Source organism: Microbacterium sp. NPDC058345, from assembly GCF_042723855.1.
In the GTDB taxonomy this organism is placed as follows: domain Bacteria; phylum Actinomycetota; class Actinomycetes; order Actinomycetales; family Microbacteriaceae; genus Microbacterium.
On sequence record NZ_JBHXIG010000001.1, the window covers coordinates 845,416 to 865,360 of the forward strand.

General features: G+C 71.0%; 20 protein-coding genes. 10 read left to right on the top strand and 10 right to left on the bottom strand.

All coding sequences use genetic code 11. The features are described 5' to 3' along the window. Positions 1 to 43: 43 nt before the first annotated feature. The 3 genes from ACFWH5_RS03990 to ACFWH5_RS04000 all read left to right on the top strand — a co-directional run bounded on the left by ACFWH5_RS03990 (position 44) and on the right by ACFWH5_RS04000 (position 2,976). Entirely contained in the window at positions 44 to 907 is an 864-nt protein-coding gene (locus ACFWH5_RS03990) for a phosphoribosylaminoimidazolesuccinocarboxamide synthase (RefSeq protein ID WP_378832026.1), read from the top strand. A 96-nt stretch (positions 908 to 1,003) separates the two neighbouring features. Continuing rightward, on the top strand, positions 1,004 to 2,344 hold the full coding sequence (locus ACFWH5_RS03995; RefSeq protein WP_378832028.1) for a uracil-xanthine permease family protein: 1,341 nt from the start codon (positions 1,004 to 1,006) through the stop codon (positions 2,342 to 2,344). Positions 2,345 to 2,517: 173 nt separating this feature from the next. Then, on the top strand, positions 2,518 to 2,976 hold the full coding sequence (locus ACFWH5_RS04000) for a CinA family protein (protein WP_378832030.1): 459 nt from the start codon (positions 2,518 to 2,520) through the stop codon (positions 2,974 to 2,976). A 46-nt stretch (positions 2,977 to 3,022) separates the two neighbouring features. Here ACFWH5_RS04000 and ACFWH5_RS04005 read toward each other — a convergent pair whose 3' ends face one another. Genes ACFWH5_RS04005 through ACFWH5_RS04025 form a run of 5 tightly spaced genes read right to left on the bottom strand, consistent with a single transcriptional unit; the run spans position 3,023 to position 9,252 of the window. Further along, entirely contained in the window at positions 3,023 to 4,738 is a 1,716-nt protein-coding gene (locus tag ACFWH5_RS04005; RefSeq protein ID WP_378832033.1) for an acetyl/propionyl/methylcrotonyl-CoA carboxylase subunit alpha, read from the bottom strand. Further along, complete coding sequence (locus tag ACFWH5_RS04010) at positions 4,735 to 6,363, bottom strand: carboxyltransferase domain-containing protein (RefSeq protein WP_378832035.1); 1,629 nt, start codon at positions 6,361 to 6,363, stop codon at positions 4,735 to 4,737. The genes ACFWH5_RS04005 and ACFWH5_RS04010 overlap by 4 nt, the downstream gene beginning before the upstream one ends. Continuing rightward, positions 6,363 to 7,163 carry a putative hydro-lyase gene (locus ACFWH5_RS04015; RefSeq protein ID WP_378832037.1) on the bottom strand — a complete coding sequence of 267 codons (801 nt, stop codon included), beginning with the start codon at positions 7,161 to 7,163 and terminating at the stop codon, positions 6,363 to 6,365. Before ACFWH5_RS04015 ends, ACFWH5_RS04010 begins: the two co-directional genes overlap by 1 nt. A gap of 1 nt (position 7,164) precedes the next feature. Continuing rightward, the gene (locus ACFWH5_RS04020) at positions 7,165 to 7,935 is read right to left on the bottom strand and encodes a LamB/YcsF family protein (RefSeq protein WP_378832039.1); all 771 of its coding nucleotides are present in this window, start codon (positions 7,933 to 7,935) and stop codon (positions 7,165 to 7,167) included. A gap of 39 nt (positions 7,936 to 7,974) precedes the next feature. Beyond that, on the bottom strand, positions 7,975 to 9,252 hold the full coding sequence (locus tag ACFWH5_RS04025; protein ID WP_378832042.1) for an NRAMP family divalent metal transporter: 1,278 nt from the start codon (positions 9,250 to 9,252) through the stop codon (positions 7,975 to 7,977). Positions 9,253 to 9,372: 120 nt separating this feature from the next. Here ACFWH5_RS04025 and ACFWH5_RS04030 point away from each other — a divergent pair, with 120 nt between their 5' ends. After that, the gene (locus ACFWH5_RS04030) at positions 9,373 to 10,011 is read left to right on the top strand and encodes a GntR family transcriptional regulator (RefSeq protein WP_378832044.1); all 639 of its coding nucleotides are present in this window, start codon (positions 9,373 to 9,375) and stop codon (positions 10,009 to 10,011) included. An 83-nt stretch (positions 10,012 to 10,094) separates the two neighbouring features. Here the strand turns inward: ACFWH5_RS04030 and ACFWH5_RS04035 are convergent, their stop codons facing one another. Beyond that, complete coding sequence (locus tag ACFWH5_RS04035) at positions 10,095 to 11,090, bottom strand: LacI family DNA-binding transcriptional regulator (protein ID WP_378832046.1); 996 nt, start codon at positions 11,088 to 11,090, stop codon at positions 10,095 to 10,097. Between the two features lie 47 nt (positions 11,091 to 11,137). Continuing rightward, entirely contained in the window at positions 11,138 to 12,580 is a 1,443-nt protein-coding gene (locus ACFWH5_RS04040) for a GH1 family beta-glucosidase (RefSeq protein ID WP_378832049.1), read from the bottom strand. 135 nt (positions 12,581 to 12,715) lie between these two features. Here ACFWH5_RS04040 and ACFWH5_RS04045 point away from each other — a divergent pair, with 135 nt between their 5' ends. After that, positions 12,716 to 13,234: an adenine phosphoribosyltransferase gene (locus ACFWH5_RS04045; RefSeq protein ID WP_378832052.1), complete on the top strand. Its 519-nt coding sequence runs from the start codon at positions 12,716 to 12,718 to the stop codon at positions 13,232 to 13,234. Positions 13,235 to 13,241: 7 nt separating this feature from the next. On the opposite strand, the gene ACFWH5_RS04050 is transcribed toward ACFWH5_RS04045, so the two are convergent. After that, positions 13,242 to 13,913: a MerR family transcriptional regulator gene (locus ACFWH5_RS04050; RefSeq protein WP_378832054.1), complete on the bottom strand. Its 672-nt coding sequence runs from the start codon at positions 13,911 to 13,913 to the stop codon at positions 13,242 to 13,244. A 268-nt stretch (positions 13,914 to 14,181) separates the two neighbouring features. On the opposite strand from ACFWH5_RS04050, the gene purS reads away from it, so the two are divergent. Next, positions 14,182 to 14,430 carry a phosphoribosylformylglycinamidine synthase subunit PurS gene (gene purS / locus ACFWH5_RS04055; protein WP_285629749.1) on the top strand — a complete coding sequence of 83 codons (249 nt, stop codon included), beginning with the start codon at positions 14,182 to 14,184 and terminating at the stop codon, positions 14,428 to 14,430. After that, positions 14,427 to 15,134 carry a phosphoribosylformylglycinamidine synthase subunit PurQ gene (gene purQ / locus ACFWH5_RS04060; protein ID WP_378832056.1) on the top strand — a complete coding sequence of 236 codons (708 nt, stop codon included), beginning with the start codon at positions 14,427 to 14,429 and terminating at the stop codon, positions 15,132 to 15,134. Before purS ends, purQ begins: the two co-directional genes overlap by 4 nt. 144 nt (positions 15,135 to 15,278) lie before the next feature. Here the strand turns inward: purQ and ACFWH5_RS04065 are convergent, their stop codons facing one another. Further along, the gene (locus tag ACFWH5_RS04065) at positions 15,279 to 15,710 is read right to left on the bottom strand and encodes a DUF1761 domain-containing protein (RefSeq protein WP_378832058.1); all 432 of its coding nucleotides are present in this window, start codon (positions 15,708 to 15,710) and stop codon (positions 15,279 to 15,281) included. A gap of 56 nt (positions 15,711 to 15,766) precedes the next feature. Beyond that, positions 15,767 to 16,567 carry a tryptophan-rich sensory protein gene (locus tag ACFWH5_RS04070; RefSeq protein ID WP_378832060.1) on the bottom strand — a complete coding sequence of 267 codons (801 nt, stop codon included), beginning with the start codon at positions 16,565 to 16,567 and terminating at the stop codon, positions 15,767 to 15,769. 107 nt (positions 16,568 to 16,674) lie between these two features. Between ACFWH5_RS04070 and ACFWH5_RS04075 the strand changes: the two genes are divergently transcribed. Genes ACFWH5_RS04075 through ACFWH5_RS04085 form a run of 3 tightly spaced genes read left to right on the top strand, consistent with a single transcriptional unit; the run spans position 16,675 to position 19,864 of the window. Then, positions 16,675 to 17,145, top strand: a complete 471-nt coding sequence (locus tag ACFWH5_RS04075) for a hypothetical protein (protein ID WP_378832063.1) — start codon at positions 16,675 to 16,677, stop codon at positions 17,143 to 17,145. 56 nt (positions 17,146 to 17,201) lie between these two features. Then, positions 17,202 to 18,137 carry a 2-hydroxyacid dehydrogenase gene (locus ACFWH5_RS04080; protein ID WP_378832064.1) on the top strand — a complete coding sequence of 312 codons (936 nt, stop codon included), beginning with the start codon at positions 17,202 to 17,204 and terminating at the stop codon, positions 18,135 to 18,137. A gap of 56 nt (positions 18,138 to 18,193) precedes the next feature. Continuing rightward, entirely contained in the window at positions 18,194 to 19,864 is a 1,671-nt protein-coding gene (locus ACFWH5_RS04085) for a glycoside hydrolase family 13 protein (protein ID WP_378832067.1), read from the top strand. The last annotated feature ends 81 nt before the right edge of the window (positions 19,865 to 19,945 follow it).

Genomic DNA, 19,945 nt, shown 5'->3' on the forward strand with positions numbered 1-19,945 from the left:
ACTGCGCCGGGGAAGACACGCAGCCGACCGGGATAATGGACGCGTGAGCTCCCCTCTTCAGATCCCCGGCTGGCGACACATCTACTCCGGCAAGGTCCGCGACCTGTACGCCTCGGAGGATCCCGCCGACACGCGCATCCTCGTGGTGGCATCCGATCGGGTGAGCGCCTTCGACGTCGTGCTCTCCCCCGGCATCCCCGAGAAGGGCGAGCTGCTCACCACACTGAGCACATGGTGGTTCGGCAAGCTCGCCGACGTGCCGAATCACCTTGCCGAAGGGAACATCCCGGATGCGGTGGCCGGGCGCGCCATGCTGGCCATGGCGCTGGAGATGCTGCCGATCGAGTGCGTCGTGCGCGGCTACCTCACGGGATCGGGCTGGGCGGAGTACGTCGAGCGCGGCACGGTGTGCGGCATCCCGCTCCCTGCCGGGCTCAAGAACGGCGATCGGCTGCCTGAGCCTCTGTTCACCCCCGCATACAAGGCGCCGATGGGCGAGCACGATGAGAACATCACCTTCCAGCGGGTCGTCGAGCTCGTCGGCGAAGAGCGGGCCACCCAGTTACGCGACGTCTCGATCGACGTCTACCGGCGGGCCGCCGACTACGCCGCCGAGAAGGGCCTGATCCTCGCCGACACGAAGTTCGAGTTCGGCACGGATGCCGACGGCATCCTGCGTCTGGCCGACGAGGCGCTGACCAGCGACTCCTCCCGCTACTGGGATGCCGCGGCGTGGCGAAGCGGCAGCACGCCGGACGAGCGCATGGCGAGCTTCGACAAGCAAATCGTGCGCGACTGGCTCGCGGCGAACTGGGACAAGCAGGGTGAGCCGCCGGCGCTGCCCGACGAGATCGTCGCCCGCACCGCCGACCGCTACCGCGAGCTGATCGACCGCCTGCGCAGCTGACCGCAGCTAACCGCATCCGATCCCTTCCGGGCCGGCGCGGCCGGTCCGAACCGATAGTGTTTCCTCGGCCCTGATCCCGACTCCCGAGGAGCCCGCATGCCGGTGTGGAAGATCCATGGCGACGGCCGCAACGTCGCCCCCGACCAGGTCGTCCGTCCTGAGGAGCGGCTGAACTGGCCCGCCACCTTCGCGATCGGCGCACAGCACGTCGTCGCGATGTTCGGCGCCACGTTCCTGGTGCCGATCATCACGGGCTTCCCGGTCTCGACCACGCTGCTGTTCTCGGGCATCGGCACGCTGCTGTTCCTGCTGCTCACCCGCAACCGCCTGCCCAGCTATCTCGGCTCGTCGTTCGCGTTCCTCGCGCCGATCACCGCGATCAACGCCGGCCAGGCCCTCGAGACGGCGCAGCAGATCACCCAGGCGCTGCTGGGCGTGGTCGTCGTCGGCGTGCTGCTCGCCGGTGTCGGCTTCCTCGTGCAGGCCGTCGGCGTGCGCTGGATCGACCGGTTCATGCCACCCGTCGTGGCCGGCTCCATCGTCGCTCTGATCGGCTTCAACCTGGCCCCCGCCGCCTGGAACAACTTCACGCTCCAGCCCGAGCTCGCCTCCGTGACACTGGTCGCCGTCGTTCTGTTCAGTGTGCTGTTCCGCGGGTTCCTCGGGCGCATCTCGATCTTCCTGGGCGTGATCGTCGGCTATCTGGTGGCGATCTTCACCGGCCAGGTGACGTTCGACGGCATCGAGGACGCCGCCTGGGTCGGTCTGCCCGACTTCCATCTCGCCGCCGTCACCGACCCGGCCGCCTGGCTGTACGTGCCGATGTTCCTGCCGGTCGTCCTCGTGCTCATCGCCGAGAACGTCGGTCACGTGCGCGGCGTCGCCACCATGACGAACGACCCGTCGATCAACGAGCACACCGGCCGCGCCCTCGTCGCCGACGGCCTCGCCACCACGCTCGCGGGCGGGTTCGGCGGCTCCGCCACCACCACCTACGGCGAGAACATCGGCGTCATGGCCGCCACGCGCGTGTACTCCACGGCCGCCTACTGGGTGGCCGGCGCCGCGGCGATCCTGCTGGCCTTCTCGCCGAAGGTCGGCTTCATCTTCAACACGATCCCGGCCGGCGTGCTCGGCGGTGTCACCACCGCGCTGTACGGCCTGATCGGGGTCATCGGCATCAAGATCTGGGTCGACAACCGCGTCGACTTCTCCCGCCCGGTGAACCAGTACACCGTCGCGGTGTCGTTCGTGATCGCCGTCGGCGGCTTCGCGATGAGCTGGGGCGCGTTCCAGCTCGGCGCGATCGTGCTCGGAACGGTCGCGGCGCTCCTCATCTACCACCTGGGCAACGCGATCGCCCGGGCGCGCCGGACCGGCGCCGACGACGGCGGGCCGATTCCCGCCGTCGGCCCGCTCGGCGGCGACCCCGAGTGAGTTCCGAAGGTCCCGGATGCTGCGGCATCCGGGACCTTCGCCTTGCCGGCTGCGAGAAGGATCCCGCTCTTGAGAAGCGCTGAGCGGTGCGAAAGCTCCCCGCGGTGCGCAGCCACGCCGCCGGGTGTCAAGCCCTGGCTCCGTCGACCGGCGTCCGGGTAGCCTCGGGCGACATGGACGACGTGACGCAGCTCAGCGACCTCGCCCGCTCCCGGGGCATCCGGGTCGCGGTGGCGGAGTCGCTGACATCGGGCACTCTGGCCGGCGCCGTGGGCGAGGGCGAGAGCGCCAGTGAATGGTTCGCCGGCGGCATCACCGCCTACATGACCGAGGTGAAGGAGCGCGTGCTCGGCCTCAGACCGGGCACCGATCCCTGCTCCGCGGAGTGCGCCGAGCAGCTCGCCCGCGGCGCGCGCGAGCTCTTCGACGTCGACCTCGCCGTCTCGACCACGGGCGTGGGCGGTCCGGATCCTCAGGACGGGCACCCGCCGGGAACCGTCTACCTCGGCTGGGCCACCCGCTCCGCGACCGGTCACCGGCGACTCGACCTCGACGGCGACCCCGACGAGGTGCTGTCGGCGACGATCGAGGCTGCGGTGCGGATGCTCGCCTTCCACGCCGCGGAGGCCTGAGCGCCGGCATCCGAAGGACGTGCACGCGACGCGGCGGATGCGGGAGTCAGCCGATCCGCCCGATCACGGCGTCCGCCGCGACCATCTCCCCCACGTCGGCGCCATGCGCCAGCGCACCGGCCCGGTGCGCGGTGACCGGGGTCTCCATCTTCATGGCGTCGAGCACGGCGACGGTGTCACCCTCGGCGACCTCGGCGCCGTCTTCGGCGAGCCAGCGCACCAGCGTCCCGGGCACGGGGGCGTGCAGCTCGGCGGCGTCCGCCACGTCCATCAGGGGGGCGGGTGCTCCGGCACCGGCCGCGAAGCCGGCGAGCAGCGCGCTCGGCAGGCCGAGCATCACGCGCCGCCCGTCGATCTCTACGGGGAAGCGCTGCAGCGCGGCATCCGTCACCGGCGCCGGCCGCAGCTGCGGCTCGAGCCGCGGCAGCAGCGTGCTCTCGATCCACTGGGTGTGCACCGCGAAGCCGTCGGTCGAGAACTCCGGAGCGTCGATCGCCAGCCGGTCGAACCCGATCACCGTCGCGGGACCCTCGACGGAGAGCTCGCGCAGCGCGCGACGCGCGCGCACCAGGGCGGCGTCGCGCGACACGGCGTGCACGATGAGCTTCGCGATCATCGAGTCGAACGCCGGCTGCACGGCATCCGCCGCCTCGATGCCGCTGTCCCAGCGCACGCCCGGACCGCCGGGCACCCGCAGCACCGTGACCTCGGCGGGGCTGGGCAGAAAGCCGCGACCGGGATCCTCGGCGTTGATGCGGAACTCGAAGGCGTGCCCGCGCGGCTCGGGAGTCTCGCTGATCGAGGGGCCGTCGTCGAAGGCGATGCGGAACTGCTCGCGCACCAGGTCGACTCCGGTGACCTCTTCGGTGACCGGATGCTCGACCTGCAGCCGGGTGTTCACCTCGAGGAACGAGATCGTGCCGTCGGCGGCGAGCAGGAACTCGACCGTACCGGCGCCGCGGTAGTCGACCTCGGCGCAGATGCGCCGGGCGGCGTCGTGGATCGTGTTCCGCTGCTCGGGTGTCAGCCCCGGCGCCGGCGCCTCCTCGATGAGCTTCTGGTTGCGGCGCTGCATCGAGCAGTCGCGGTCGCCGACCGCGACCACACCGCCACGGCCGTCGCCGAGGACCTGCACCTCGATGTGCCGGGGGCTCTCGAGGAAGCGCTCCACGAAGCACTCGCCGCGCCCGAAGGCGACGATCGCCTCGCGGGTTGCGGCGTCGAACGCCTCGGCGACCTCGGCGAGCTCGCGCACCACCTTGAGGCCGCGTCCTCCTCCGCCGAACGCCGCCTTGATGGCGATGGGAAGCCCGTGCTGCTCGGCGAACGCGACGGCCTCGCCGGCACCGGCGAGCGGCTGGTCGGTGCCGGCGGCGAGCGGCGCGCCGACCTTCTGCGCGATGCGCCGGGCGGTCATCTTGTCGCCGAGTGCGTCGATGCTCGCCGGGCTCGGTCCGATCCAGACCAGCCCCGCCTCCTCGACGGCGCGTGCGAAGGCCGCGCTCTCGGAGAGGAACCCGTAGCCCGGATGCACGGCATCCGCGCCGGACATCGAGGCGGCGCGCAGCAGGGCATCGACGGAGAGGTAGGTCTCGGCGGCGGTCGCCGCGCCCAGTCCGACGGCTTCATCGGCCAGCCGCACGTGCATCGCGTCGGCATCCTGGTCGGCGTAGACGGCGACCGAGGCGTACCCGGCATCGGCGCACGCGCGGATCACGCGCACGGCGATCTCGCCGCGGTTGGCGATCAGGATCTTCTTCATGACGGGCTCTTCTCGGTGGCGATGCGGAAGCGGATGCGGGCGCCCGGCGGCAGCTGCCCGGCGAGGTCGAGGCAGCGGTCGGTGAGCGCGCCGATGATCGGGTAGCCGCCGGTGAGCGGGTGGTCGGGCAGGAACAGCACGGGCTGGCCTTCCGGCGGCACCTGGATCGCGCCGTTCACCGCGCCTTCGCTGGGCAGCTCACCGGTGGTCTCGCGCTCCAGCGGCACGTCGCCGTGCAGCCGGATGCCGACGCGGTCGGATCGCGGGGTGACCAGCCATTCCTGCTCGGTGAGGGTGCGCAGCGCCGCCCGGGTGAACCAGTCGTCGCGCGGGCCGAGGGTGATGTCGAGCTCGACGAGATCGCCGGATGCCGGCAGCATGCGGGACAGCGGGTGGGGGTCGACGGCGTACGGGGCCGCCGTCCCGATGCCGACGACGTCGCCCTGGGTGAGCGGTGCGGGCCCGAGCCCGGCGAGCGTGTCGGCGGACCGGCTGCCGAGGGCGGTCGGGGCGAGCACGCCGCCGCGCACGGCGACGACGTACCGCAGGCCGTGGGTGGGGCTGCCGAGATGCAGCTCGTCGCCGTCGACCGTGGCGAACGGAGCGCCGTGCGGAGCGTTCCGTGCAACACCGGCAGCATCCGTCAGCGTCAGCTCGCCCCCGGCGCCGGTCACGGCGGCGACACCGTCACCGTGGAACCGCAGCACGGCGCCCCCGACGATCTCGAGCACGGCGGCGCCCTGATCGTTCCCGACGGCGCGGTTGGCATCGCGCAGCGCGACCCGGTCCGCCGCCCCGGATGCCGAGACGCCGAGGGCGGCATGCCCGAAGCGCCCGAGGTCCTGCACGAGCAGCTGCAGCGCCCCCCGGGCGACCTCCACCCCGCGCGCGCCCGCATCCGCGCCCGTGTTCGCGGACGTGCTCGCGGCGGTGTTCGCGGCCGCGTCCGCGCTCGTGCGAGCCGAACCGGGGCGCACGGCGTCTGCTGTCCCGGAATCGCCGCCCCCCGACGCCGTCTCCCGCTCGGCCCGCTCGAAGCGCACGAGGGTGCCGGGGGACAGCAGCGCGGGCGGATCGCGATCGATGTCCCACATCACCGCGTCCGTGCGCCCGATCAGCTGCCACCCGCCGGGGCTCTCGCGCGGGTAGACGCCGGTGAAGTGGCCGGCGAGAGCCACCGAGCCCGCGGGCACCCGGGTACGCGGCGACGACCGGCGCGGAACGTCGAACAGCGGATCGTCGCTGACGGTGTACCCGAAGCCGGGCGCGAAGCCCGAGAACGCGACCTGCCATTCTGCGGCCAGGTGGCGGTTCACGACCTCCTCCGCGGAGACGGCCAGCAGCGCTGCGACGTCGTCGAGGTCCTCGCCGTCGTAGTGCACCGGGATGGTCACCTCGCGCGTGTGCGGTACGTGCTCGGCATCCACCGTGGTCGCCGCGAGTGTCTCGGCGAGTGCCTGCGCCGAGACCCGCGACGGGTCGAAGCGCACCAGCACGGTGCGCGCTCCGGGGATGCGCTCGACCACTCCGGGCACCGGGTCCCACGCCAGGTTGAGGCGCATCGCCTCGTCGAGGTCGGCGGCCTCGACGAGCAGCGCACGATCGGAGGCGGTGAGGATGCGCATCAGACGACGTACTCCGCGTCCGGCACGTCGGTGACGAACATGTAGCCGGGGGCGTGCGTCACCGCGAACGGCGGCTTCGATGCCATGATCGCCGCCTGGGGAGTGACGCCGCACGCCCAGAAGACGGGGATCTCGCCGTCGCGCACCTCCGGCGCGTCGCCGAAGTCGGGCCTGCTCAGGTCGGCGATGCCCAGCGATGCGGGGTCGCCGATGTGCACGGGGGCGCCGTGCACCGCCGGGGTGCGGCCCGAGATCTGCACGGCATCCGCCACGCGCGTGGCGGGGATCGGCCGCATCGAGACGACCATCTCGCCGCGCAGGCGCCCGGCGGGCGCGCACTCGACGTTCGTGCGGTACATCGGCACGTTGCGTCCCAGCTGCTGGTGGCGGATCGGGATGCCGGCCTCGGCGAGACCCGTCTCGAAGGTGAAGCTGCATCCGATCAGGAAGGCGACGAGGTCGGGATGCTCCTCCCACGCGTCGCGGGCATCGCCGACTTCTCCGGCGAGCTCGCCGTCGCGCCAGATGCGGTACCGGCCGATGTCGGTGCGGATGTCACTGCCGGCGGCGAGCGAGGATTCCACCCGCCCCTGCTCGATGACCTCGAGCACCGGGCACGGTTTCGGGTTGCGCTGCGCGTACAGCAGCGTCTCGAACGCCCAGTCGGCCGGCACGGCGATGAGGTTCGCCTGGGTCAGACCCGCCGCCACGCCGCTGGTGGGTTCGGCCAGCCCCTCCCGGTAGGCCGTGCGGGCGGCTCGCGCGGCGCTGAGCTGGTCGGGGGTCGCGACGACGGGCATGTCAGGCCTCCCGCGTGGCGAACGGTGCGATCGTGACACCGGCGGCCTGCAGCATCCGCTTGGTCTCGGCCGCCATCGCGATCGCGCCGGCGCTGTCTCCGTGCACGCAGATCGACTGCGCCTCGACGCGCACGTCGCTGCCGTCGATCGCGCGGATCACACCGCTCTCGGCGAGGCGCACCATGCGTTCGGCGACGGATGAGGCGTCGTGCAGCACCGCGCCCTCCTGGGTGCGCGAGACGAGCTGCCCGTCGGGCTGGTAGGCGCGGTCGGCGAACGCCTCGGCGGCCACCTGCAGACCCGCCTTCTCGGCGACGTCGAGCACGACACCGCCGGCCAGGCCGAGCAGCACCAGACCCTGGTCGATCGCCGTGATCGCCGCGACCACGTCCTTCGCCTGCCGCTCGTCGCGGGCGATCGTGTTGTACAGGGCGCCGTGCGGTTTGACGTAGGCGACCGCGCCGCCGACCGCCGCGGCGAGCCCGGCGAGAGCACCGAGCTGGTACTCCACGTGCGCCTGCAGGGTCTTCGAATCGATCTCCACGTTGGTGCGACCGAAGTTCTCGTAGTCGCGGTAACCGGGGTGCGCACCGATGACGACACCGTTCGCGACGGCCGCGGCGAGGGTCTGGCGGATGCCCTCGGGGCTGCCCGCGTGGAACCCGCACGACACGTTCGCGCTGGTCACGATCTCGAGCATCGCCGCGTCGTCGCCGACGACGCGTTCGGGTGTGTTCTCGCCGAGGTCCGAGTTCAGGTCGATGGTCGCCATGTCATGCTCCGTTCCGTGTGGGTGCGCTCCGATCGATTCTCACGCTCCGATGCCGAGGAAGGCGAAGATCGGGCCGACCGAGACGATGCCCATGTACCAGGTGAGGATCGTCACGAGCGTGCCGGCGATGAGCAGCCACAGCGGGTACTTCTTCGCACCGAGCAGGTCACGGCGGAACCAGCCGATGTACATGAACACCGTGAGACCGATGGGCAGGATCAGGCCGTTGAACCCGCCGACGAACACCAGGATCGCCGCCGGGGCCGTGCCGATCAGCAGGTACACGATCAGCGAGACGACGATGAACACGACGGTGGCCAGCTGCAGCGACCAGCCGCCGAAGAAGCGCTTGTGGAACGTCGACAGGAACGACGCCGAGGTGTACGCGGCGCCGATCACGGAGCTGATGGCGGCAGCCCAGAAGATGGCGCCGAAGATGCGCAGGCCGGCTTCGCCGAGCGCGGCGCCGAAGGCCTGGCCGGCCGGGTTCGCCGCGTCGGTCGTCAGATCCAGCGTCACGCCCGAGGCCACGACGCCCAGGATCGCGAGGAACAGCACGTAGCGCATGATGCCGGTGACGAAGATTCCGTTCGCGGCGGCGCGCATGACCGGGCCCGCGTGCTCGGGGCCGGTCTGACCCGAGTCGAGGTAGCGGTGTGCGCCCGAGTACGTGATGTACCCGCCGACGGTGCCGCCCACGATCGTGGTGATCGTCGCGAAGTCCAGCGTGTCGGGCAGGATCGTCTGGCGCAGAGCGTCGCCGACGGGCGGCTGTGAGATGAAGGCGACGATCACCGTCATCACGATCATGCCGAGCCCCAGCACGATGAGCACGATGTCCATCACCCGGCCGGCCTTCTTGATGAGGAAGAGCACGATCGCGAGGGCACCGGTGATCAGGCCGCCGAGCTTCGGGTCGATGCCGAGCAGGGCGTTGAGGCCGAGCCCGCCGCCGGCGATGTTGCCGATGTTGAACGCGAGGCCGCCGATGATGACGAGCACTGCGATGACATGACCGGAGAACGGGATGGCACTGTTGGCCAGCTCGCCGGCGCGCTTGCCCGACGAGGTGATCATGCGCCAGACGTTCAGCTGCACGGCGATGTCGATGAGCACCGAGACGAGGATCGCGAACGCGAACGACGCGCCGAGGGTCTGGGTGAAGGTCGCCGTCTGGGTGATGAAGCCGGGGCCGATGGCGCTGGTCGCCATCAGGAAGATCGCGCCGATGACGGCACTGCGACCGACCCGTTTCTTCGCGGCGGTGAGTCGGGCTTCGTCCTCGGCGGAGAGGGATGCAGGGGTCTGCTCGGACATGAGGGGTGTTCCCATCGTCGTTGGTGGGGCGTCGGATGACACCGAGTGTAGAACATAGCAGTCGGAATTGTTCAACGATTTGCCATGACGTCGACCGCGCCGAACGCATACGCTGGTGCCATGCCCACCCGCATCCCGCTCGCCCATGTGCTGCGCGAACGCATCATCGACGGCGATTTCGCGCCCGGCTCGCGCCTGTCGGAGTCGGCGCTCGCCGAGCGATTCGAGGTGTCACGCAACACGCTGCGCGAGGCGTTCCGCGTGCTCGCCGAGCAGGGGCTGGTGGAGCACATCCCGCACCGCGGAGTGTCGGTGGCCTCGCCGACCATCGCCGACGTCATCGACATCTACCGTGCTCGGCGGGTGATCGAGTGCACGGCGCTGCGGCACTCCGAGCCGGAGCATCCGTCGGTGCAGCTCATGCGCGATTCGCTCGCGGAAGCCGAGGCCCACCTGCCCGCCGAGGACTGGCGCCGCGTGGGCAGCGCGAACATGGCGTTCCATGTCGCGATCGTCTCTCTCGCCGACAGTCCGCGTCTGGCCCGCACCTACCGCGACGTGGCCGCAGAACTGCGGCTCGTGTTCCTCGAGATCGACGATCCCCGTGCGCTGCACGAGCCCTTCGTGCGCAAGAACCGTGCCGTACTCACCGCCCTGCTCGAGCACGGCCCCGAGGCCGCTGCCGGCGAGCTCGAGCGCTACCTCACCACCTCCGAGCGCACCGTGCTCGGCGCCTTCGCGCGGATGGGGAAGGCGTAGCATCCGGCTGACGAACCACGTGCGGCCCGCACGGCTCTGGGGCAAGCGCCGCTCCAGCGTGCGCGCAGAACCCCCGCGGCGGCTCACAGCGCCGGAGCGGACTCCCGCACGATCAGCTCGGTGGGCAGAACCGTCAGCGCCGGGGTGGGGCGCCCGGCCAGCAGATCGAGCATGAGTTCGGCCAGCACCTCCCCCTGTCGGAGCATCGGCTGCCGCACGCTCGTCAACGCCGACGCCGCGGCCACCGCGGAATCGTCGAAGCCCACGACGGCGACGTCGTCCGGCACGCGCAGGCCCGCGGACTGCAGCACGTCGAGGGCGCCGCGCGCCATCAGATCGCTGGCCGCGAAGATCGCGTCGGGCCGCTCCGGCTGCGCGAGCAGCGCGCGCGCAGCGTCCGCCCCTCCTTGCGCGCGGAAGTCGCCGTCGATCTCCCCCGCCGGCTCGAGCCCTGCCGCGGCGAGCGCGGCCCGGTAGCCGTCACGTCGGTCGAGGCCGACGGCCATCGTGAGCGGGCCCGTGATCGTCGCGATGCGGCGCCGGCCCAGCGCGAGCAGGTGCTCGGTCGCGGTCCGGCCGCCCTGCAGGTTGTCGACATCCACGACGCAATCGGTCACGCGGCCGTCGGCGCGCCGCCCTCCGAACACCACGGGCACGGCGTCCATGATCCGGTCGATGAACGTGTCGCTGGTGTGGTGCGAGACGATGATGGCGCCGTCGACGCCGCCATCGCGCACGAAGCGCGTCATCTTGTCACCGTCGTCGCTGGCGATCAGCAGGTTCAGCACGTGGTCCGAGTCGGCCAGCCTGCCGTTGACGCCGGTTACGACCTCCGCCAGGAACGGGTCGCCGAAGAAGCGCGCGACGTCCTCGGGGATGACGAGCCCGATGGCGTGGGCCTGTCTGCTGGCCAAAGAGCGCGCCGCGCGGTTCGGGGCGTAGTTGAGCTCGGCGATCGCCCGCTGCACCGCCTCGAGCGCCGCGGGGCTGACAGCGGTCGCCCCGTTCACCACACGCGACACGGTGGACCGTGAGACGCCGGCGAGGGCGGCCACCTCTTCGATCGTCGGGCGGATCATCGGATGCTCTGTTCCTGCCGGCGCCTCGTCGCGTCGCCGCGCCTCGCTCAGCCGGCCGCGAAGGTCGACGGGCGCACCGCGCGCTCGGCGATGATGCGGGCGTACTCCCGGCCGCTCTGCTTCACGGTGCGCTGCTGGGTGTCGTAGTCGACCCGCACGATGCCGAAGCGCTTCGCGTAGCCCCACGCCCACTCGTAGTTGTCCATCAGCGACCAGTAGAAGTAGCCGCGCACGTCGACACCCTGTTCGATCGCATCGAGCGTCGCCGCGACATGCGCGTGCAGGAACTCGGCGCGCTCGGCATCCGCCACCTCGCCGTCCTCGGTCACGACGTCGTCGTACGCTGCGCCGTTCTCGGTGACGTACATCGGCACACCCGCGACGTAGTCCTCGCTGAGGCGCACGAGCAGCCGGGTGAGCCCCTCGGGCTGCACCTCCCAGTCCATGCCGGTCCGGGGCAGGCCCCGCTCGACCCAGTGGATGCCCTCGTGCGACGGGAACGGCGACGCGGTCTCGCGCTGCTGCCCCTCGGTCTGATGCGGGTCGCCCTGCCCCTGCTGCGGGTGCCCCGACAGCAGCTCGCCGTGGTAGTAGTTGACACCCAGCGCGTCCAGCGGAGTCGAGATGGCCTCGAGGTCACCGTCGTGCACGGCGTCCTGCCAGGCGGCGACCGCCTCGGCATCCACATCGCGGATGTCGCGCACGATGTCCGCCGGATAGCTGCCGCGGAAGATCGGGTCGAGGAACCAGCGGTTGAACTGGCCGTCGATGCGGCGGGCGGCGTCGACGTCCACCGGGTCGGCGATGTCGGCGGCTTCGGCCACCGTGAGATTCAGCGTGATGCCGAGATCGAGTTCCGGCGCCCGCTCGCGCAGCGCCTGCACCGCCCGGCCGTGGGAGAGCAGCAGATGGTGCGACGCGAGCAGGCCGTCGCGGACGCTGGTGCGCCCCGGCGCGTGCACCCCGGCCGTGTAGGAGAGGAACGACGAGCACCACGGTTCGTTCATGGTCGTCCAGTGCTGCACCCGGTCGCCGAGCGCGTCGTGCACGCTGAGCGCGTAGTCGACGAACCGATCGACCACGTCGCGGTTCGTCCAGCCACCGCGCTCCTCGAGGGCCTGCGGCATGTCCCAGTGGTGCAGGGTGAGCCACGGCACGATATCGGCCGAGAGCAGGTCGTCGACGAGCCGGCTGTAGAAGTCGAGGCCCTTCGCGTTCACCGGGCCGCCGTCGGGTCGCACCCGCGACCACGAGGTCGAGAAGCGGTACGTCTGCAGCCCGAGGTCCTTCATCAGGGCGACGTCGTCGCGGTAGCGGTGATAGTGATCGCACGCGACGTCGCCGGTCTCGCCGTTCACGACCGCACCGGGCACGCGCGCGAACGCATCCCAGATGGATGCGGTGCGGCCGTCTTCGAAGGCGGCGCCCTCGATCTGGTACGCCGCCGTCGCGGTGCCGAACAGGAAGTCGTCGGGGAAGGATCGGGTCATGCTCTCATGATGCCATGATCGCTTGAGAGCGCTCCCACCAGGCTCGGGGATGCCGTCGCCCGCTGCGCCGCGCTCGCGGATGCTGCCGCGGACGGCAGACCGGAGACGTCCATCCGGGTCGGGTAGCCTTGGCGGGTGAATCCCGAACTTGCTCGTGCCGCCGCACTGATCCGCTCCGTCGCCGATTATCCCGAGCCCGGCATCCTGTTCCGCGACATCACTCCCCTGCTCGCCGACGCCGATGCCCTGAAGGCCACGACCGACGCCCTGCTCGAGCCGTTCGCCGGCACCTTCGACGTCGTCGCCGGCATCGAGGCGCGCGGGTTCATCCTCGCCGGTGCCGCCGCGATCGCCGCCGGCGTGGGGCTCGTGCCGATCCGCAAGGCGGGCAAGCTGCCCCGCCCCGCCGCATCCGTCGACTACGCCCTGGAGTACGGCACGGCGACCATCGAGATGCACGACGACCTGCCCGCCGGCACCCGCATCCTGTTGATCGACGACGTGCTCGCCACCGGCGGCACGCTCGCCGCCGGAGTGCACCTCGTCGAGCGGCTCGGCCACTCCGTCGCCGGCATCAGCGTGCTGTTCGAGATCGACGGCCTCGGCGGCCGCGATCTGATCGGCGACCTGCACACCGTCTTCCACTCCGCCTGACCGAGGCTCACCGCGCGGCGGGCGGCCTCGCGATGTCGGCCGGAGCGTGCTCGCGTTCGATCGCGGCGCGGATGGATGCCGCGGCGTGCGCGAGACTGCTCACCGCCTGCAGCTGCCGGGCGCGGGCGTGCACCGCGAGCAGCATCCGCCGCGCGATCTGATCGCGTGAGCCCGTGGGACCGAGAGCCGCCACGTTGCGTCCGGCGAGCGGCTCGAGGGCGTCCGCGTACTCCATGAGCTCATCCACGTCGTAGTCGAGCCCGACGGCGGCCGCCTGCCACAGCGCATGGGCGAGCCCCTGCTCGGCGGCGCCGGGGTACCCGCGCCAATCTCGCCGCCGCATCAGCTCATGGGTGCGCTCGCGGAACGGCGCGAGCTCCGGCGCGTCCGCGATGTCCGCCGGGGTGCCCAGCGCGAACGCCTGGCAGGCGTTCATCACCTCGAGCGTGTCGGCGTCCTTGTCGTCGATGAGCGAGGTGAGGGCACGGATGTCCGCCACCGAGGCGCGGAAGTCGTCGCGCATCAGCAGGATCAGCTGCGCCCGGTCGACATGGTGCTGCTCGTAGACCGCGGTGGTCTTGTTGCGCAGCTCCCCCGGCGGAAGGATGCCCACGCGTATCCAGTGCTTGAGCGTCGACGTGCGCACACCGCTCTGCGCGGCCAGCTCGCTGAGCTTCATCCTGTTCCCCCTGATGCCCGGTCGCCTGTGTTGGAGAGTCGGCACCGCCTCCACTCTCCACGATGCACGCCCCCGCCCGATGACTCTAACCTTCTCGTGAAGGGCCCTGCCGCGCGCCCGGACCTGCGGACGCGTGGCTTTCGAGCGTGATGGGGATCGCTCGACGTGTCCGGATGGGTGCTCGCAGAGGGGGCGGCATCCGTCCGGGCATGACCTCCGTGCCGGGTAGACTTGACACCGATCCCGCCCGCGACATACGGAGCCCGCTATGCCCACCATCGTCGTCGACGTCATGCCCAAGGCCGAACTGCTCGACCCGCAGGGAAAGGCCGTCTCGGGCGCCTTCGCCCGACTGGGCGTGGAGGGCTTCAGCCAGGTGCGCATCGGCAAGCGCTTCGAACTCACCGTCGACGGAGAGGTCACCGACGAGCTACTCGCCGAGGCCCGCCGCGTCGCCGAGGACGTGCTCTCGAACTCGGTCATCGAGGACGTCGTGGGTGTCGAGGTGGCGCAGTGACCGCACGCATCGGGGTCATCACCTTTCCCGGCTCGCTCGACGACCGCGACGCACAGCGCGCGGTCCGCCTCGCCGGCGCCGAGCCCGTCGCCCTCTGGCACGGATCACACGACCTCGAGGGCGTGGACGCGCTGGTGCTGCCCGGCGGCTTCAGCTACGGCGACTACCTGCGCTCGGGCGCGATAGCGGCTCTCTCGCCGATCATGGCCGAGGTGAAGGATGCCGCGGCATCCGGCATGCCGATCCTCGGGATCTGCAACGGCTTCCAGATGCTCGTCGAGGCGCACCTGCTGCCCGGCGGCCTCATCCGCAATGACCACCAGCACTTCGTGCGCCGCGACCAGAAGCTGACGGTCGAGAACGCCGACACCGCCTGGACGAGCGCGTTCGAGCAGGGGCAGGAGATCGTGATCCCGCTGAAGAACGGCGAGGGCGGCTACATCGCGTCCGAAGAGACGCTCGACCGGCTCGAAGGCGAGGGGCTGGTCGCCTTCCGCTACGCCGGCGTCAACCCGAACGGATCGCTGCGCGACATCGCCGGGATCACCAACGAGCGCGGCAACGTCGTCGGCCTCATGCCGCATCCCGAGCACGCCACCGAGCCCGGCTTCGGTCCCGACACCCGCGTCGCCATGCGCTCCGGCGTCGACGGCCTCGGCTTCTTCGAGAGCGCTGTCGCCGCGATCGCACGCGTCGCCGCGTAGCCGCCGCCCGCCGCGTTCGGCGCTCGACGCGTCACCCGTTTCGCCGACACCCCGGGTTTCCGCCGACACCCCCGGGTATCGACGTCCATACCGGGGGGTCTCGGCGAGCGTGGGTCTCGGCGGCGCGTGATGGTGGGGCGAGGGTCAGATGCCGGCGGGCGGCCAGACGCCGATGATGATCGCCATCACCAGGACCGTCACGAGCTCGTGCGCGATGTTGAGCGTGGTCAGCTTGGTGGAGCGCCCCTCGAAGGCGTCGTGCGTGATGAAGCGCGCCGCCGTGAAGCCGGCCCACAGCGTGACACCGGTCACCACGGCGGCCCAGAAGTACGCGCCCTCATAGAAGTGCCAGGCGATGGATGTCGCGCCGGCGAGCACCCAGGCCGTGATGAAGCTGACGATCACGGTCGTGATGATCGGGATGACCGCGGTCGATCCTGGCCGGTCCATGTCGACGTTCGCGAGCTTCGCCCAGCGCGTTCCGAACACTTTCGGCGTGTACCAGATCGATCCGACGACCATGGTCGACGCCATCGCGAGCAGCACGGCCCAGTAGTTGATCTCGGGAATCGTCATGATGCCTCCTTGCTCCGTGCCGCCAGAGTACGCCCGATCACGTTCCGGATGCGGTATCAGCGGCGCACGGCGGCTCCGCGCCGCGACCGCCGGAGTGCGGCGACGGCGGCGACGAGCACGATGACGCCGGCGACGACGATGGCCGTCACGCCGATCACCGTGCTCCGCGGCTCATCGGTGAAGCGCCCCACCGCCAGCCAGACCAGGCCCCACGCCGAGGCCAGGGCGGGCACGATGCGCCTCAGCACCCACGCACTCGCCGAGCAGATCACCGCCACCGCGACGAGCACGCCCACGCCCCAGATGTCGGCCTGCCGCCCCCACGCGTCGGGCGCGATCGAGGTCAGCCAGGCGGCGGTGTTGGCGACGGTGGCGATGGTTACCCAACCGAAGTGCAGCCCGTTGACGCCGTCGAGGAGCACCCGCTGGGCGAAGCTGGATGGGCTCGCCCGCCCGAGCAGGATCATCACCCGTGCGAGCACGACCAGCAGCAGCACGATCACGAGCACCGTCGACCAGAACGGCCCGAAGCGGGCGGCCACCAGCCAGAGCCCGTTCAGCACCATCGACGCCGCGATCCACCAGCCGGCGGCGCGCTGCCGCTCGTCGTCGCGCTGACCGGGCAGCGCCTGCCAGATCACGTACACGATGAGACCCAGGTAGATCACCGACCAGATCGAGAACGCCGGTCCGGCCGGGGCGAGATACGACCCCTGGTCGGACAGCGACCCGTTCTGCTGCTCGCTGACCGCGTCATGGCCGAACACGCCCGAGCCGAAGAGTGCGGCGACGAGCATGAAGCCCGCCGACGAGATGACCGCTGTCTGCCTGATGATGTCGCGCGCCCGTCGTTCCATGTCGCGACCGTATCGGTGAGCCGTGGGGAAGGCAGCGCGGTTGACAGCATCCGGCACGTCCTCTATCCGGCGTGGCAGGCGCGACGTCGCCCGCGCAGAATGGTGGCATGAGCGCATCGGATGCCGACGACGACCGCGTGCTGGGGCCCGGACTGCTGCCCACCCCGTTCACCGCGGCGGAGATCCGCGCGTCCAGTCGCGGCGGCAAGACGATCCGCCTTCTCGTCGAGTCTGCCGACGGCACGAGCTTCGAGCGGCTGAACCGCTTCCGCGACGGCGATGACGAGGGCGCGACCCTCGAACAGTGGCGCGCGGACGCCCCCGAGCAGATCTCCTCGAATCGTGTCACCTGGCGCGAACTGCAGCAGCACGCGGCCTTCCCGATCGACGGCACCCGGGTGTCGACGGAGCACATCGATCTGCCGATGGGGCGGCTCGAATGCCTGCGCTACGACCGACAGGCGACCGAGGAGGAACCCTCGGCGACGTTCTGGTTCGCCCTGGCGCACCCCGGCATGCCGGTGCGCTTCGAGGCGGGCGGGCAGCGCACGACCGTGCTCAGCATCCGCACGGACTGAACGCCGTCACGTCCTCAGGCGATGCCGCGCGGTGCCGCCGCCGATAGGGTCGAGGTGTGAGCCTTCTCGTCACCGTTCCCACCGACCGTCTCGCCGCGAACCTGGGCGATGTGCCCGACGGCGTCGAGCTGAAGATCTGGGACTTCTCCTCCCCTGCGCCCTCGAGGCGGATCGACATCGTCGTGCCTCCGTACATGGGCGGATCGGATGCGCTGAGCGCGCTCGAAGGCCTCGAGGTCGGCCTGGTGCAGAGTCAGTCGATCGGCTACGACGGGGTCGCCGATCACCTGCCGTCGGGCCTGACGTTCGCGAACGCCGCGAGCGTGCACGAGGCCTCGACCGCTGAGCTCGCGCTCGCACTGATCCTCGCGGCGCAGCGAGAGCTGCCGCGGTTCGTGCGGGCACAGGCGCGCGGTGAGTGGGAGCCCGTGTTCGCCGACAGCCTGGCCGACCGGCGCGTGCTGCTGGTGGGCTTCGGCGGCGTCGGCACGGCCATCGCCCGGCGGCTGATCCCCTTCGAGACGTCGGTGACCGCGGTGGCCCGCAGCGCCCGCACCGAGCAGGTCGAGGGAATCGGCTCCGTCGATGTGCACGGCATCGACGAGCTGCCCGATCTGCTGCCCCAAGCCGAGATCGTGGTGCTGAGCCTGCCGGGCGGCGCCGAGACAGAGCATCTGTTCGGTGCCGAGCAGATCGCCCGCATGGCGCCGGGTGCCCTGCTGGTGAACGTCGGCCGCGGGTCGCTGGTCGACACGGATGCCCTGGTCGCCGCGCTGGGCGAGGGCCGCATCCGCGCGGCACTCGACGTGTTCGAGCAGGAGCCGATCCCGCCGCAGCATCCGCTCTGGACCGCCCCCGGCCTGCTGATCAGCCCGCACGGCGGCGGGGCGTCGACGGCGATGAACCCGCGGATCGCACGTCTCGTCCGTCGCCAGATCGAGCGGATGCTGGCCGGCGAGCCGCCGCTGAACGTCGTGCTGCCCGCATCCTGATCGAACCGATTCGATCCGCGCCGTCGAGCGGTGAGCGCGTGCATTAGCCTGGTCGCATGGCACAGCTCGAACAACTCGAACAGTCCGCGGCACCCGGCTCGGAATGGTGGCGCACCGCCGTCATCTACCAGATCTATCCCCGCTCGTTCGCGGACGCATCCGGCGACGGGATCGGCGACCTCCCGGGGATCACGGCCCGCCTCGACGACCTGAAGAGCCTGGGCATCGACGCGATCTGGCTGAGCCCGTTCATGACCAGCCCGCAGAAGGATGCCGGTTACGACGTCGCCGACTACCGCGACGTCGACCCGCTGTTCGGCACCCTCGCCGACTTCGACGAGATGCTCGCGCAGGCGCACGCCCGCGGCATCCGGGTGATCGTCGACCTCGTGCCCAACCACTCCAGCGACCAGCACGCCTGGTTCCAGCAGGCGCTGCAGGCCGGCCCGGGCAGCCCCGAGCGCGCCCGCTACGTGTTCCGTGACGGCAAGGGCGAGAACGGCGAGCTGCCTCCGAACAACTGGGAGAGCGTGTTCGGCGGCGGCATGTGGGAGCGCGTGACCGAGGCCGACGGCACTCCGGGCCAGTGGTATCTGCACATCTTCGATGCGACCCAGCCCGACTTCGACTGGACCAACGAGGAGGTGCAGGAGGAGTTCCGCAGCATCCTGCGCTTCTGGCTCGACCGCGGCGTCGACGGCTTCCGCGTCGACGTGGCGCACGGCATGGTCAAGGAGGCGGGCCTGCCCGATTACGCCCCCGTCGCCGACGCCGACTCGATGGGCGGCGGCGAGGAGTACGTGCCGTACTGGGGTCAGGACGGTGTGCACGACATCTACCGCGACTGGCATCAGGTGCTCGCCGAGTACGACGGCGACCGCGCGCTGTGCGGCGAGGCGTGGCTGCCGACGCTCGCGAAGACCGCCCTGTGGGTGCGGCCGGACGAGATGCACCAGACCTTCAACTTCCCGTACCTGATGACCCCGTGGGACGCTGCCGAGCTGCGCGAGGTCATCCGCGAGTCGCTCGAGCAGTTCGGCAAGGTCGGCGCACCGAGCACCTGGGTGCTGTCGAACCACGACGTGGTGCGGCACGCCTCGCGGCTGGCGCTCACGGCCGACAACCCGCAGGGCGAGGGCATCGGCCCGAAGTCGGCCGGCAAGCCCGACCCCGTCGTGGGGCTCTCACGCGGCCGCGCGGCCACGACGCTGATGCTGTCGCTGCCCGGCTCGGCGTACCTTTACCAGGGCGAGGAGCTGGGCCTGCCCGAGGCGATGGCGATCCCCGACGAGTTCCGGCAGGATCCGACGTGGTTCCGCACCCACGGCGAGCGCTACGGCCGCGACGGATGCCGCGTGCCGCTGCCCTGGTCGGCGGATGCTCCGGCGTTCGGGTTCAACGACACCGGCGCCTCCTGGCTGCCGCAGCCGGCGGAGTGGGCGACGTTCGCGCGCGACGTCGAGGAGACGGACGCCGACTCGACGCTGAACCTGTACCGCAGGCTCATCGAGCTCCGCCGCGAGCGGTCACTGGGCACCGGCTCGCTGGTCTGGGAGGATGCCGGAGCGGATGCCGTCGCGTTCCGCCGTGGCGACCTGCACGTCATCGCGAACCTCGGCGAGACGCCGATCGAGCTCGGCGAGGGCGTGACCTTCGTCGTGCAGAGCGAGAACTTCGACGGCACCGCCCTGCCGCCCAACACGGCAGCCTGGTTCACCCGGGCCTGAGCCGCCGTTCGCCCGTCAGCGATCCGCGAGACGTGCCTTTCCGCATGAGACACGCGTCAGAACGTGCCGTCTCGTGCGCCA

What these genes read in the sequence shown, in the direction of transcription:
- ACFWH5_RS04040 (WP_378832049.1), bottom strand. Translation starts at nt 12,580, where the DNA reads ATGACCCGATCCTTCCCCGACGACTTCCTGTTCGGCACCGCGACGGCG.
- ACFWH5_RS04075 (WP_378832063.1), top strand. Translation starts at nt 16,675, where the DNA reads ATGAGCGCATCGGATGCCGACGACGACCGCGTGCTGGGGCCCGGACTG.
- ACFWH5_RS04000 (WP_378832030.1), top strand. Translation starts at nt 2,518, where the DNA reads ATGGACGACGTGACGCAGCTCAGCGACCTCGCCCGCTCCCGGGGCATC.
- ACFWH5_RS04050 (WP_378832054.1), bottom strand. Translation starts at nt 13,913, where the DNA reads ATGAAGCTCAGCGAGCTGGCCGCGCAGAGCGGTGTGCGCACGTCGACG.
- ACFWH5_RS04025 (WP_378832042.1), bottom strand. Translation starts at nt 9,252, where the DNA reads ATGTCCGAGCAGACCCCTGCATCCCTCTCCGCCGAGGACGAAGCCCGA.
- ACFWH5_RS04065 (WP_378832058.1), bottom strand. Translation starts at nt 15,710, where the DNA reads ATGACGATTCCCGAGATCAACTACTGGGCCGTGCTGCTCGCGATGGCG.
- ACFWH5_RS04005 (WP_378832033.1), bottom strand. Translation starts at nt 4,738, where the DNA reads ATGAAGAAGATCCTGATCGCCAACCGCGGCGAGATCGCCGTGCGCGTG.
- ACFWH5_RS03995 (WP_378832028.1), top strand. Translation starts at nt 1,004, where the DNA reads ATGCCGGTGTGGAAGATCCATGGCGACGGCCGCAACGTCGCCCCCGAC.
- purS (WP_285629749.1), top strand. Translation starts at nt 14,182, where the DNA reads ATGCCCACCATCGTCGTCGACGTCATGCCCAAGGCCGAACTGCTCGAC.
- ACFWH5_RS04010 (WP_378832035.1), bottom strand. Translation starts at nt 6,363, where the DNA reads ATGCGCATCCTCACCGCCTCCGATCGTGCGCTGCTCGTCGAGGCCGCC.
- ACFWH5_RS04030 (WP_378832044.1), top strand. Translation starts at nt 9,373, where the DNA reads ATGCCCACCCGCATCCCGCTCGCCCATGTGCTGCGCGAACGCATCATC.
- ACFWH5_RS04035 (WP_378832046.1), bottom strand. Translation starts at nt 11,090, where the DNA reads ATGATCCGCCCGACGATCGAAGAGGTGGCCGCCCTCGCCGGCGTCTCA.
- ACFWH5_RS04015 (WP_378832037.1), bottom strand. Translation starts at nt 7,163, where the DNA reads ATGCCCGTCGTCGCGACCCCCGACCAGCTCAGCGCCGCGCGAGCCGCC.
- ACFWH5_RS04070 (WP_378832060.1), bottom strand. Translation starts at nt 16,567, where the DNA reads ATGGAACGACGGGCGCGCGACATCATCAGGCAGACAGCGGTCATCTCG.
- ACFWH5_RS04085 (WP_378832067.1), top strand. Translation starts at nt 18,194, where the DNA reads ATGGCACAGCTCGAACAACTCGAACAGTCCGCGGCACCCGGCTCGGAA.
- ACFWH5_RS04020 (WP_378832039.1), bottom strand. Translation starts at nt 7,935, where the DNA reads ATGGCGACCATCGACCTGAACTCGGACCTCGGCGAGAACACACCCGAA.